At 31.3% G+C, this 14,065-nt stretch carries 10 protein-coding genes; 7 read left to right on the top strand and 3 right to left on the bottom strand.

Annotated elements, in window-relative coordinates; genetic code table 11:
* Positions 1 to 12 precede the first annotated feature (12 nt).
* Together porV and ACY2IJ_RS13380 are read left to right on the top strand one after the other, a co-directional pair.
* The gene (porV, locus tag ACY2IJ_RS13375) at positions 13 to 1,119 is read left to right on the top strand and encodes a type IX secretion system outer membrane channel protein PorV (RefSeq protein ID WP_476724819.1); all 1,107 of its coding nucleotides are present in this window, start codon (positions 13 to 15) and stop codon (positions 1,117 to 1,119) included.
* Between the two features lie 64 nt (positions 1,120 to 1,183).
* Positions 1,184 to 2,254, top strand: coding sequence for a 3-oxoacyl-ACP synthase III family protein (locus ACY2IJ_RS13380; RefSeq protein WP_476724820.1), 1,071 nt, complete (start codon positions 1,184 to 1,186; stop codon positions 2,252 to 2,254).
* Positions 2,255 to 2,256: 2 nt separating this feature from the next.
* On the opposite strand, the gene tsaD is transcribed toward ACY2IJ_RS13380, so the two are convergent.
* The gene (gene tsaD, locus ACY2IJ_RS13385; protein ID WP_476724821.1) at positions 2,257 to 3,279 is read right to left on the bottom strand and encodes a tRNA (adenosine(37)-N6)-threonylcarbamoyltransferase complex transferase subunit TsaD; all 1,023 of its coding nucleotides are present in this window, start codon (positions 3,277 to 3,279) and stop codon (positions 2,257 to 2,259) included.
* Positions 3,280 to 3,384: 105 nt separating this feature from the next.
* Between tsaD and ACY2IJ_RS13390 the strand changes: the two genes are divergently transcribed.
* From ACY2IJ_RS13390 to ACY2IJ_RS13410, 5 genes are all read left to right on the top strand, one after another.
* Positions 3,385 to 7,701, top strand: a complete 4,317-nt coding sequence (locus tag ACY2IJ_RS13390) for a translocation/assembly module TamB domain-containing protein (RefSeq protein ID WP_476724822.1) — start codon at positions 3,385 to 3,387, stop codon at positions 7,699 to 7,701.
* A 69-nt stretch (positions 7,702 to 7,770) separates the two neighbouring features.
* Positions 7,771 to 8,679, top strand: coding sequence for a sugar phosphate nucleotidyltransferase (locus ACY2IJ_RS13395; RefSeq protein WP_476724823.1), 909 nt, complete (start codon positions 7,771 to 7,773; stop codon positions 8,677 to 8,679).
* Between the two features lie 156 nt (positions 8,680 to 8,835).
* Positions 8,836 to 9,822, top strand: a complete 987-nt coding sequence (gene pfkA / locus ACY2IJ_RS13400) for a 6-phosphofructokinase (RefSeq protein ID WP_476724824.1) — start codon at positions 8,836 to 8,838, stop codon at positions 9,820 to 9,822.
* Positions 9,823 to 9,875: 53 nt separating this feature from the next.
* On the top strand, positions 9,876 to 10,877 hold the full coding sequence (gap, locus tag ACY2IJ_RS13405) for a type I glyceraldehyde-3-phosphate dehydrogenase (protein ID WP_476724825.1): 1,002 nt from the start codon (positions 9,876 to 9,878) through the stop codon (positions 10,875 to 10,877).
* A 126-nt stretch (positions 10,878 to 11,003) separates the two neighbouring features.
* The gene (locus tag ACY2IJ_RS13410) at positions 11,004 to 11,366 is read left to right on the top strand and encodes a methylglyoxal synthase (protein WP_476724826.1); all 363 of its coding nucleotides are present in this window, start codon (positions 11,004 to 11,006) and stop codon (positions 11,364 to 11,366) included.
* Between the two features lie 37 nt (positions 11,367 to 11,403).
* Here the strand turns inward: ACY2IJ_RS13410 and ACY2IJ_RS13415 are convergent, their stop codons facing one another.
* Both ACY2IJ_RS13415 and ACY2IJ_RS13420 read right to left on the bottom strand, forming a co-directional pair.
* Positions 11,404 to 13,674 carry a transglycosylase domain-containing protein gene (locus ACY2IJ_RS13415; protein WP_476724827.1) on the bottom strand — a complete coding sequence of 757 codons (2,271 nt, stop codon included), beginning with the start codon at positions 13,672 to 13,674 and terminating at the stop codon, positions 11,404 to 11,406.
* 9 nt (positions 13,675 to 13,683) lie between these two features.
* Positions 13,684 to 14,064: a RidA family protein gene (locus ACY2IJ_RS13420; RefSeq protein WP_476724828.1), complete on the bottom strand. Its 381-nt coding sequence runs from the start codon at positions 14,062 to 14,064 to the stop codon at positions 13,684 to 13,686.
* Position 14,065: the final 1 nt, after the last annotated feature.

The raw sequence follows: 14,065 nt of genomic DNA on the forward strand, positions 1-14,065 counted from the left end.
AGAAAAACTTACATGAGAAACTTAAACTTAAACTTAACTACTATAGTTTTGGCAGTGCTTTTTAGTACTTCTTTTTATGCTCAAAATAATACGATTACTACAGTAGCACCATTTTTAAATATTGTTACAGATGCTAGAGCAGCAGGTATGGGAGATGTTGGTGTTGCTTCTAGTGCCGATGGAAATGCATTGTTCCATAATGCCGCTAAAATGGTGTTTCATAAAAATGAAGTTACATTAGGAGTAAATTACACTCCATGGTTACGTAACTTAACCGACGATATTTATGTAGGGAATTTTACGTATCAGCAAAAAATAGATGAAAGAAGTGCTTTTGGAGGAGGTATTAAATACTTTAACTATGGAGAAATAGAAATTACACAGTCTGGAGGTAGCGGGACAGGTCCTAGTAGTTCAGCTTACGAATTAGCTTTAGATGCAGCTTATTCTTTAAAACTAAGCGAGAATTATTCCATGGCTGTAGCACTTAGGTATGTACGTTCTGATTTAAGTATTACAGGAACTGAAATTTCAGACATACAACCTTCAAACGGTTTTGCTGTAGATATTTCAGGATATTATGTTTCTAACGAAATGGCTTTTAGTCAATTTAACGGTGTTGCCAGAGCAGGTTTTAATATTAGTAATATAGGACCTAAAGTAAGCGTGTTGAATAGCGAAGGTTTTTTACCTACCAATTTAAAATTAGGAGGTGGTTTTGATTTTATTGTGGATGATTACAATCAGTTAGGAGTAACTTTAGAATTTACCAAGTTATTAGTGCCTACGGTAGACGGAGAAGACAAAAATTTTATAGAAGGAATGTTTGCTTCTTTTGGTGATGCTCCAGGAGGAATTAAAGAGGAGTTACAAGAAGTAACCATTGGACTAGGAGCAGAATATTTGTATAACAATGCATTTGCTTTTAGGGCAGGATATTTTAAAGAAAACGAAAATAAAGGAAATAGAAACTTTTTTACATTAGGAGCTGGTTTTAAAGCAAGTTCTTTTAATGTAGATATATCTTATCTAGCAAGTAACTCAGTTGTTAACAATCCGCTTGAAAATACACTAAGATTCTCCTTGTCTTTTGATTTAGGAGATATATACGAGTATTAATCCTAAAAATATATTTACATTTGAACCGGCATTTGAATAATGCTGGTTTTTTTATTTATTATATATGTATAACAACGTAATTATAACAGGTACCGGAAGTGCTATTCCTAATAGAATTGTAAAAAACATAGATTTTAAAAATCATGTGTTTTTAAACGAAGATGGTTCTCTTTTTGAAAAAGAGAATGATGAAATTATTGAGAAGTTTAAAGCAATTACAGGAATTGAAGAAAGAAGATATGCTGAAGACCATATTAACACATCTGATTTAGCAACTCAAGCTTCAAAAAATGCAATAACAGCTTCAGGAATAGATAAAGAACAATTAGATTTAATTATAGTTGCTCATAATTTTGGAGATGTTAAAAACGGAAGTATTCAAGGTGATATGCTTCCTAGTTTAGCAACCAGAGTTAAAAACAAGTTAGGAATTGAAAACCCTAATTGTGTAGCTTACGATATTTTATTTGGTTGCCCAGGTTGGGTACAAGGAGTTATTCAGGCCAACCAAGCCATAAAAGCAGGAGATGCTAAAAAAGTATTAGTGATTGGTGCAGAAACGCTGTCTAGAGTTGTAGATGACAGTGATAGAGATAGTATGATTTTTGCAGATGGTGCAGGTGCTACTATTTTAGAATTAAAAGAAGAAAATGTAGAAAGAGGAATATTAAGTACAGCTGCTCAAACCTATGCTTTAGACGAAGCAGATTATTTATATTCGGGGCCATCATACAATCAAAATTTAGATCAAAGTGTAAATTATATTAAAATGCTTGGTCGTAAAATTTATGAATTTGCTTTAACAAAAGTACCTGCAGCTATAAAAGTAGCGATGGACAAAAGAGGTATAGAAATAGATGATATTTCTAAAATATTCTTGCATCAAGCTAACGAAAAAATGGACGAAGCTATTGTAAAAAGATTGTACAGAATTTTTAGAAAACCCGTAAAAAAAGATGTGATGCCTATGTCTATTCAAAAATTAGGGAATAATTCTGTAGCTACCGTTCCTATTTTATATGACATGGTACTTCGTAATCAATTAGCAAATCATACGTTAGCACCTAACAATATTGTTGTTTTTGCTTCGGTTGGAGCGGGAATGAACATCAATGCAATAACTTACAAAGTATAGTTTTACGAATTTACTTTTAATCTTGGGTTTGCAGTAACACTTTGGTTATTGTACAATCCAAGTTTGTATTTTTGATAAGCAGTAATTGCAATCATAGCTGCATTATCTGTAGTGTATTCAAATTTAGGAATGTAGCAAGACCATCCTAAGTTGGTTTGTGCGGTAAGTAGTCGTTTTCTAATTTCAGAGTTGGCAGAAACACCTCCGGCAATAGCTACTTGTTTAATACCAGTTTCTTTAACGGCTTTCTTTATTTTATCCATTAAAATTTCAGCAATGGTGTTTTGAACGCTCGCACAAATGTCATTTAAATTCTCTTCAATAAAATTAGAGTTTTCTTTTACTTGTTTTTGTATAAAATATAAAATTCCGGTTTTTAAACCACTAAAACTAAAGTGATGATCTTTTACTTTGGGTTTGCTAAACTTATATACAGGAGTTCCAGACTGTGCATACTTATCTATTAAAGGACCACCAGGGTAAGGTAATCCTAGAATTTTTGCAGTTTTGTCATAAGCTTCTCCTACAGCATCGTCAATAGTTTCACCTAAAATTTCCATTTCAAAATAATCATTCACTTTTACAATTTGAGTATGTCCTCCACTAATGGTTAAACACAAAAAAGGAAATGTTGGTTTTTTATCGTTGGCATCATCAATAAAATGAGCAAGAATATGAGCCTGCATATGATTAATAGCCAATAAAGGAATACCTAGCGCAAGAGCCATAGATTTAGCAAATGAAGTTCCTACTAATAAAGATCCCATTAAACCTGGACCTTGAGTAAAAGCAATAGCAGATAGATTTTTTTTTGTGATATTTGCTTTTTTCAAAGCAGCATCTACCACAGGAACAATATTTTGTTGGTGTGCTCTTGAAGCTAATTCAGGAACCACACCACCGTATTTAGAATGAATATCTTGATTGGCTACAATATTAGATAGAATTTGTTCGTTACAAATTACAGAAGCACTAGTATCATCGCAAGAAGATTCTATAGCTAAGATGTATGTTTTATCAAGCATATTTAGAGTTTAATTAACTATTTTAGTGGCACAAATTTAGGGTTTATAAAAACAATAATAAAAATACTCGCTCGGTTTTTAATAGGAATAACAGTTCTCTTGTTATTGCTAGTTTTTGCACTGCAATTTGGTAAAACACAAACTCTTATTGTAAACTATGTTTTTGATTATTTAAACAAAAAATACGATGTTTCTTTTCAGTTAGAAGAAATTAAAATTAATCCTTTTGGCTCTTTTAACATTAAAAATGTTTTAATAGAAGATCATTATCAAGATACTTTAATTTATGTAGAGCATTTGCAAGGGAGTTTGGTAGATTTTCATAAAATTAAAAACAAAACAATTTCTTTTAAAAACGTAAACGTTAAAAACGCTTGGGTAGATGATTATTTATACAAAGGAGATTCTATTAGTAGCTTAACCGTTTTTTCCTCAAAGTTTAAAACTTCTAAAAAAAGTAAAACACCTATAGAATTGTTGTTTAAAAACATTGTTTCTAACAATTTAAGATATGTAAGGAGGAACGATGCACAAACAATTGTAGACTTTCATAATATTTCTGGAGTTATAAATAAATTAGATCTTGAGGGACCTAAAGTGCAAGTACATGCAGATTCTTTAAACCTGATAGATGTTTATGGCATTACGTATGAAAAGCTAAAAACAGATTTTAGTTACTCACTTTCTAAAATGAGTTTTAAAAACACTCATATAAAAACGGCCAATTCTAATTTAAAATTAAACGCAGATTTTACATACGAACCTGGACAAATGGCCGATTTTGTAAACAAAGTAAAACTACAAGCCAAAATTGATGAAAGTATACTTAGTTTAAAAGATATACACAAAATATATCCATATTATGCTCAAGGACAGTTATTTGAGGTTACCACAAAATTATCGGGTACTTTAAATCGTTTGGATTTAGAGCAAACAAAAATTATATCAAAAGATCATCAAACTTATTTAATAGGAGATTTTGAATTGAACAACAGCATACAAAACAGAAACAATTTTTGGTTTAGAGCAAAAGATGCAGCTATAGAAATAGTTCCAGCCTCTTTAACACATACGGTTCCTAGTCAATATCATAAAGAATTGCCTCAAAAATTTTATGGATTAGAACAGTTAAACTTTAATGGAGATGCGTTTGTGTCTAGAGAAAAATTAGTGTTAACGGGTGGTTTAGCCAGTAATTTAGGAAACCTACAGGTAAACGGATTGATAGATGAGTTGAACAAAGACACAAAAAAAATAGATGTAAAAATTATTCACGGAGTTGTGTTTAAAAACAAACACCTAAAAGGATTAAAAAATGTAACCTTAAACGGTGTTTTGGCAGGAAATGTATCTAAAAATAAAGTAGCGCTTAATACCAATTTGTATTTAAAAAAAATAGGGTACAAAGAACTAAATTTAACCCATTCTAACTTGTTTTTAAAAATAAATAACAACGATATAAGTGCACAATTTAAAACATTAGATTCTTTACTAACTTTCCAAGCAAATGTAGATTATATACAACAAGCAAAAGGTCAAAAAAAGTACGATTTAGATTTTAAAGTAACCAAAGCCAAATTGTCCAAATTGTTTCCTAAAAATGTGTCGTATCAAAAAAATGTAACAGCCACAGGAGCGTTAAGTATTCTACAAAACAACGATAGTATTGTAGCAAAAGGATTGATAGATGATCTGCATATAGAAACAGCTTCGGATTCTTTAAACTTAAGCGCTATCGATTTAGATTTTTCATCAAAAGGTTTAAATAAACTCATCAATTTAGATTCAAAAAAATTACTTTCCTTAAATGTAGAAGGTGCTTTTGAGTTTTCTGATTTTGAAAAGTTGGTAGAAAATGCATTGTACAAATTTATTCCAGGTAAAAAAACAAGAACAAATGTTAAAAATCAAACCTTAAATTTTGGAGTAGAGGTTTACCCAGAGTTTCTAAAATCTATTACCAATAAAGTTGTTTTAAATCAAAACGTTAAAATATCTGGAGTATTAGATGCTGAAGGAGATAAAGGATTGATTTATGCCACAGCACCATCATTTTCATCACAAGATTTTCAGGTAGATAGTTTAAGAATTTTCTTAGACAATTCTAATCAATGGATCAATTCAAACATATCGGCCAAAAAATTTAAGTTTAAAAAACAAGTGTACGATGACTTGTCTTTATTAGGAAAAAAAATAAACGATACCCTTTTTGTAAGATCTAATTTTAATACAGATAAAATAGACAACAGAGCTGTTTTTAACCTAACAACAGAAAACGATGCTTTAACGTTAGGAATAGAAAATGTATATTTTAAGTATTTAAAATCCACGTGGATTAACAAAGAAAAAAAGCAAAACAAAATATATTACAACTACAAAACAGGAGATTGGTATTTCTATGGAATTTCTTTCGGAAACAAAGATCAAGAGTTTGATTTTGATGGAAGTATAAAAAAAGGAAAATCTAAAAACTTAAGACTAGCATTAAAAAACATTCATTTAGGAGAAATATTTCCAACTATAGATAGTTTAAAAATAGGAGGTATAGCAAGTGGAGAAGTATTTTTTAGGGAAAAAAACACTTTGCTAAAGCCTGATGGAAATTTGATTGTAAAAAAACTAAAAATTAACGGAGTTGATTATGGAGCAATGAAAACCAGCATTAAACCAAGTGGAAACAAATTAGGTTACAATGTAAATTTTAATATTTCTAACAACAACACTCAGAATATTGATGCTACGGGAGAAATTATTGTGAACGAAACCAATTTTTTAGATTCTAACATATCTTTAAATGTTGTTTTAAACAATCTAAAATTAAACTCCTTAAGTCCATTAGGTAGAAATGTATTGTCTGCTATTAGAGGAAAAGCTAAAGGAAATTTTAATTTAACAGGGCAATTAAACGATTTTAATACATATGGTTATATAGAACTTTCTAATGCCGGATTAAAATTTCCCTATTTAAATACCAATTACAATTTTACAGACCATACAAGAATAGACTTAAAAGGGAAAAGTTTTGTGTTTGATAAAATAGATCTAGAAGATAGTTTGTTTAAAACCAAAGGAGTTTTAAAAGGAAAAATAGATTACGATAAATACAACAATTGGACGTTAGATTTAAGAGTAGATACCAACAATCTGCTAGTAATGAATACACAACAACACGAAAATTCTAGATATTTTGGAACTGCTTTTATGGATGGTTTTGCGACCATAAAAGGATTGACGTCTAATTTAGCCATTAATGTTACCGGAAAAACATTGCCAAACACCAAGTTTGTATTGCCCATTAGCGATGTAAAACAAGTAGAAAACAATAGGTTTATTTACTTTAAAGAACAAAAAACAAATCTTACGAATGAAGATGATACTTACTCTCTACCAGAAAATTTAGGAGGAGTAAGCGTTGTCTTAAATTTAGACATTACAAAAGATGCGTTGGGAGAAGTCGTAATAGACCAGACCTCAGGTAGCTCTTTGCAAGGAAGAGCAGACGGTAGGTTGTTAATAGATATAGACAAATACTTTAATTTAAAAATGTATGGAGATTTAGTAGTAGATGAAGGTCTTTATAACTTTAAATATGGTGGAATTGTAAACAAACCTTTTATTGTTAAAAAAGGAGGAACCGTTTCTTGGAACGGAGATCCTTACAAAGCCGAATTAAATATAGAAGCCATACACAGTGTAAAAGCAAACCCCAAGGTGTTGTTAGAAAATCTTGCGGTAAACAGAAAAATTGAAATAGACTTGGTTACTCAAGTAACTGGAGAATTGTTTGACTCTAAGCAAGAATTTATGATTGAAATTCCCAATGCAAGTTCAACGGTGGCATCGGAGTTAGATTTTAAATTAAACATAGATGAAAACTCAAAAATGAGACAGTTTTTCTCTTTATTGGTTTCTAAATCCTTTTTTGATGAAAACAGACTAAACAATACCAGTGCAGTACTGTCTAATACAACCTCAGAATTAATATCAAACGCAGTTACAGATATTTTTAATAACGATGGAGATAAACTACAGTTTAACTTTGGATATACATCTGGAGAAACTTCCGAAGTAGAAGATTTAGCTATAGACAACCAAATAGATATAGGAGTAGAAACAGAAATTAACGATAGAATTTTAATCAACGGAAAATTAGGAGTTCCTGTAGGTACAAAAACACAATCTACAGTTGTAGGAGAAGTTAAAATTGAATTTTTGCTAAACAAAGCAGGAAGTTTAAGATCTTCAGTGTTTAACAGGCAAAACGAAATACAATATTCTGAAGAGGAACAGGGGTATACACAAGGTCTTGGTTTAAATTATCAAATAGATTTTAACAACCTAAAAGAAATGCTTCAAAAAATAGGAGTCAAATCCAAAGAAAAAGCCAAAAAAGAAGACGAAATAGAATTAATTGATGATTAATTAATAAAAGCAAATTTTACAGAATCAGATAAAAAACTATTTTTACAAACATTAAAATAAAAAAATAAAATGAGCACATATACACTGGTAGTTTTAGCAGCAGGAATGGGAAGCCGTTACGGAGGTTTAAAGCAAATGGACACAATGTCTGAAGAAGGAGATACAATAATTGATTTTTCTTTGTATGATGCTATTCAAGCCGGATTTAAAAAAGTAGTTTTTATTGTAAGAGAAGAATTTATAGAACAATTTAAATCTAAATTTGATCAAAAATTAGAAGGAAAAATTCAAATAGAATATGTGTGTCAAGAGTTAGATAAAGTACCATCAGGTTACCCAATTCACCCAGAAAGAAAAAAACCATGGGGAACCGGACATGCATTATTGGTGACCAAAGGAGTTGTAAAAGACAATTTTATTGTTATTAATGGCGATGATTTTTACAGTAGAGAAGCTTTTCAAACCATTATAGGAGAATTGGAAACATTAGATAAAAATTCTCATAATATGTGTATGGTTGGTTTTAATTTAGATAAAACCATATCAGAAAACGGATACGTATCTAGAGGGCAATGTTATGTAAATAGCAATCAAGAACTAACCGATGTGGTAGAAAGAACTCATATAGAAAAAATAGAAGACAAAATTTATAGAAAAGATGAAAATGGAAGTTTGGTAGAAATGGAAAACGATACAACTGTTTCTATGAACTTTTGGGGCTTTACACCCATGTTTTTAGAAGCTTTGGAAAAAGATTTTGTTTCTTTTATGAAGGAAAGATCTGCAGAATTAAAAAGTGAGTTTTTTATACCTACAGTAGTAAATAACGTTATTCAATCTAAAAAAGGAGTTGTTAAAGTACTAAAATCTAATGCAAAATGGTACGGAGTTACCTATGCAGAAGACAAACCAGTGGTTACAAAAGCAATAAAAGAATTAAAAGAAAAAGGAGTTTACCCAAAAGAACTTTGGAGTTAAAAAACAAAGAACTAAGAGGGTAAAAAATACAAAACAAGCAAGTGTTTTTTAGAGCTAATAAACTTAGAAATACTCGATATCGTTTTCGTATTTAAAATTACAACTAAGATTTTAGGCGTTAAATATTATTACTTTTATACATTATAAAATTAGAACATGAATACTAAAGTAACTAAAATAGCCGTAATGACTTCTGGAGGAGATTCTCCAGGAATGAATGCTGCGGTAAGAGCTGTTGTTAGAGCTTGTATATACAATAATATTGAATGTATGGGAATCATGAGAGGTTACCAAGGATTGATTGAAAATGAATTAATTCCTTTAGACTCTAGAAGTGTTCGTAATACAATCAGTAGAGGAGGAACTTTTTTACAATCTGCACGTTCTAAGGAATTTAGAACACCAGAAGGAAGAGCTAAAGCATACGAAAATTTTAAAGCAAACGGATTAGATGCATTAGTGGTAATTGGAGGAGATGGTTCTTTTACAGGAGGAATGATTTTTAACAAAGAACACGGAGTTCCTGTAATAGGAATACCTGGTACTATTGATAATGATATTTATGGTACACAATTTACATTAGGTTATGACACTGCTCTAAATACGGTAGTAGATGCAATTGATAAAATTAGAGATACAGCCTCATCACACAACCGTTTATTTTTTGTAGAAGTAATGGGAAGAGATGCTGGATTTATAGCATTAAATGCAGGAATTGGAGCCGGTGCCGAAGAAATATTAATTCCAGAAGAAAATTTAGGAATTGAAAGATTGGTAGAATCTTTAGAAACAAGTAAAAAATCTGGAAAAACATCAAGTATTGTTGTGGTTGCAGAAGGAGATAAAACTGGAAAAGGAGTTTTTGAACTAAAAGACTATGTAGAAAAGAACATGCCAGAATACGATGTACGTGTATCTGTATTAGGACACATGCAAAGAGGAGGTTCTCCATCTTGTTTTGATAGAGTTTTAGCGGGACGTTTAGGAGTAAAAGCCGTAGATTTGTTAATTGAAGGAAAATCAAACTTAATGGTTGGAATTAATAACAATGAAATTACTGCTACAGATTTAGAAAAAGCAGTAAAGCTTCACCACGACATTAACAAAAACCTATTAAGAGTTGCTGATATTTTAAGCATCTAGACAAAGAACACACAAATAAGTAAATAAATTAATAAACATTATAATTAATTATCATGGTAAAAATCGGAATTAACGGATTTGGAAGAATAGGTAGATTGGCTTTTAGAGCTGCTGCTAAAAGAGAGAATGTACAAGTTGTAGGTATCAACGATTTATTAGACGTTGACTATTTAGCTTACATGTTAAAATATGACTCTGTACACGGTGAGTATGACGGGACAATTGAAGTTGTAGACGGAAAGTTAGTTGTTGATGGAAACGAAATTAGAGTAACTGCTGAGCGTAACCCAGCAGATTTAAAATGGTCTGATATTGGTGCTGAATATGTAATAGAATCTACAGGATTCTTTTTAACAAAAGAAGCTGCTAAAGGACATATTGAAGCTGGAGCTAAGAGAGTTGTAATGTCTGCTCCATCTAAAGATGATACTCCAATGTTTGTAATGGGAGTAAACCACACTGAGTACACTGCAGATATGCAATTTATGTCTAACGCATCATGTACTACAAACTGTTTATCTCCTATCGCTAAAGTATTAAACGATAACTGGGGAATTACAGAAGGATTAATGACAACTGTACACGCAACTACTGCAACTCAAAAAACAGTTGATGGACCATCTGCAAAAGACTGGAGAGGTGGACGTGCTGCAATTCACAACATCATTCCTTCTTCTACAGGAGCTGCAAAAGCAGTAGGAAAAGTAATTCCTGAATTAAATGGAAAATTAACAGGTATGGCATTCCGTGTTCCTACTATGGATGTTTCTGTGGTTGATTTAACTGTAAAATTAGACAAGCCTGCTACTTACGAAGAAATTTGTGCTAAAATGAAAGAAGAGTCTGAAGGGGCTTTAGCTGGAGTTTTAGGATATACTGAAGATATGGTAGTATCTCAAGATTTCGTAGGAGATGTAAGAACTTCTGTATTTGATGCTAAAGCAGGTATTGCTTTAACAGATAACTTTGTAAAAGTTGTTTCTTGGTACGATAACGAAGCTGGATACTCTAACAAAGTAATTGACTTAATTGAATATACTTCTACTGTAAAGTAATTGTAAATCAATATTAAATAAAAAAGCATCCTTTTAAAAGGATGCTTTTTGTTTTTTATGAAGATACATAAATGTCATATTCTAAAAATAAGTTATATTTAAACTTGTATAATATTTAAAGAATATATGGAAATAGCAATTATAGCACATGATGGTAAAAAAGCTGATATGGTTCAGTTTTTAATGGAACACAAAGATTTATTACAAGCTAAAGGTATAAGCCTAATATCAACAGGAACTACAGGTTCTAAAGTGGAAGCTGCAGGTTTAGGTGTTCATAAATATTTATCTGGACCTTTAGGAGGAGATGCGCAAATTGCTGCAAGAGTTGCTGAAGGTAAAACAGGAATGGTTATTTTCTTTAGAGATCCGTTAGAAAAACATCCGCATGAACCAGATATTTTTATGTTAATGCGTTTGTGTGATGTATACAATGTTCCTTTGGCAACAAATCCAGCTACAGCTACTTTATTAATAAAATCAGTATAAAACAAAAAAAGCCTTTATAATAATAAAGGCTTTTTTATTATTCAATGGTGTCTTTACTTTTTTTTCTTCCAAACAAACGTGTAAAAAAGTTTCCTTTTTTCTTTTTGGTACTTTCTTTTTTATCAAAGAAATCAAAGAATTTTTCAATAGTGTTTTCTTCTCTATAAAATTCACAATCGCAATTTTTTACAACATCATCACTAAATTTAGGAAATCCAGCAGCTAATTTTTTGTTTAGTTTATGGTCTGTATAGGTTGTGCCAGTTATTTTTCCTACAATAGGTAGTGCAGCTACAGAACCGCCTCCAATTCTAGAGGGTAAATGTATACTAGGATATTTACAGCCTACCCATGCACCAATAGCAATATTGGAGTTAAAACCTATAAACCAAGAATCACTATAAGCTTGTGATGTCCCCGTTTTACCTGCCCAATCGCCTTTTGTAGAGTAGCTTGTTTTTAGTCTAATGGCAGTTCCTTTATCTACCACACCTTTTAACAAGTATTGCATGGTTTCTAAGGTCTCTGTGCTTAAAACAGGTTCCTTTGGTAGTTTGCTTGGTTTGTGTTCATAGATAATATTTCCTTGTGGATCTTTAATTTTATCAATGTAATAGGGTTCTATATTGTGTGTTCTTGTAGCAAAAGGAATGTATGCATGAACCATGTTTTGTAAAGAAAACGTAGTGGTACCCAAAGCTGTTGATGGGTTTGGGTTTAAATCTTTGGTTAATCCTAAGGCTTTTGCTGTTTCTTGTACTTTTTGATGTCCAACATCAAAATAGGTAGTAACAGTTGGAATATTAACACTTTTGGCCAATGCACCTACCATGCTGTAGTATCCTCCGTTAGTTAAATCGTAGTTTTGTGGTTTCCAATTGTCATAATCTGTATAAGTAACCTCTTCATTGTTAATCCAGTCGCAAGGTTTTTTTCCGTTTTCTAAAGCTGCAGCATATACAATAGGTTTAAAGGTAGAGGCAGATTGATGTTCACTTGTAATTAAATTATAAGGTAAGTACTCGTAATTGTTACCTCCTACATATATTTGAATAGCACCTGTTTGGGTGTTTACTCCATAAATGGCAGCATTAATCATTTTAAGATAGTGGCTAATTGAGTCTATAGGCGAGTACATGTGTGTTTTAGTTTCCCAATCAAAAACAACAGTTTTTCTTTTTTCTTTGGAACGTAATTTTAGTTCTTGGTTAGACAAGCCCTTAATTTTTAATTTTTTATATTCTTTGGTTTGCTCCCACTCGGAAAGAATTAATTGTTGAATTTCTTTTTTATGTTTTAAAATATTCCAATAAGAATCCATAGATTTTTGCAACTTTGTTAAGTGTTCTTTTCTGGCATTTAAAGCATTTTCTTGTAATTCAGCATGCAAAGTAGTTTCTATAATCAATCCATCTTTTTCAACATTCCAAGTGCTACCATCTGGTTTTAAGTGTTGTTCTAGAATTTTTGAAGCGTTGTTTTTTACTTGGTGTAAAAAATAACCATTTGGATTTTGGTTGACTATATTTTTATATTCTGTTTGAATATCTTTTCTACTAGAAATATTGTATTCTTCTTTAGAAATGTATCCTTCTTTTAGCATTTGGTGTAATACTACATTTCTTCTTCGCAAGGCATTCTCTGGGTGCTTATTAGGGTTGTAGTAAGAGTTTGCTTTAAGCATACCCACCAATATTGCCGATTGTTCTAAAGTTAGTTTATTGGTAGATACAGAAAAGTAACGCTGTGCTGCAGACTCTATTCCATATACATTTTCACCAAAAGGTACGGTGTTAAAATACAGTGCTAAAATTTCGTTTTTAGAGTAAATATTTTCTAGTCTATTTGCTAGAATAGCTTCTTTGGTTTTGTTAACTGGCATGGAAAGAATGGAAAAATTCTTTCTCTTAAATAAATTTTTAGCCAGTTGTTGAGAGAGTGTACTTCCTCCACCAGAAGAGTGGTTGCCTAGCAATATTGTTTTTACAATAACTCTAAGCATTGCTATTTTGTCTATTCCTTTGTGCTGATAAAACCTACTATCTTCCGTAGCAATTAAGGCATTAATTAAATGTTTAGGAAGTTGGCTGTACGATATGTTGGTTCTGTTTGTTAAAAAGAACTTTCCTATTATTTTTTGATCATTGCTATAAACAACACTTGCTTGTGCTTGTTTTATTTCTGTTAGTTCTTTTTTATTTGCAATGGGACCAAACCCACCTATGTATACTAAGCCTATAAAAAGACCTAATAAAACAATTCCTAGAATACCAAGCTTTAATAAAAAACGAAAAAGTTTTCGGATCATTTTTTAGGTTTATAAGTGAGCAATAATAGAAATTTCTATATTCACGTTTTTAGGCAACTTGGCAACTTGTACACATTCCCTAGCAGGTGCTGTTTGATTGTTAAAGTAGGTTGCGTACACATTGTTTATTTCTGTAAAATCATCCATATTGGTAATAAAAATAGAAGCCTTTATTACATGCTCAAAGGTAGCACCAGCTTCTAATAAAATGGCATGAATGTTTTTCATTACTTGATGAGTTTCATCAATAATGTTATGAGTTACTAGTTCTCCGTTTTTTGGATTTATAGCAATTTGTCCGGAAATATATAAGATTCCGTTTACAGAAACCGCTTGATTATAGGGCCCTACAGGTGCTGGAGCGTTGGTGGTTTGATATATCTTTTTCATA

The sequence above is a fragment of the Wenyingzhuangia gracilariae genome (assembly GCF_056387575.1).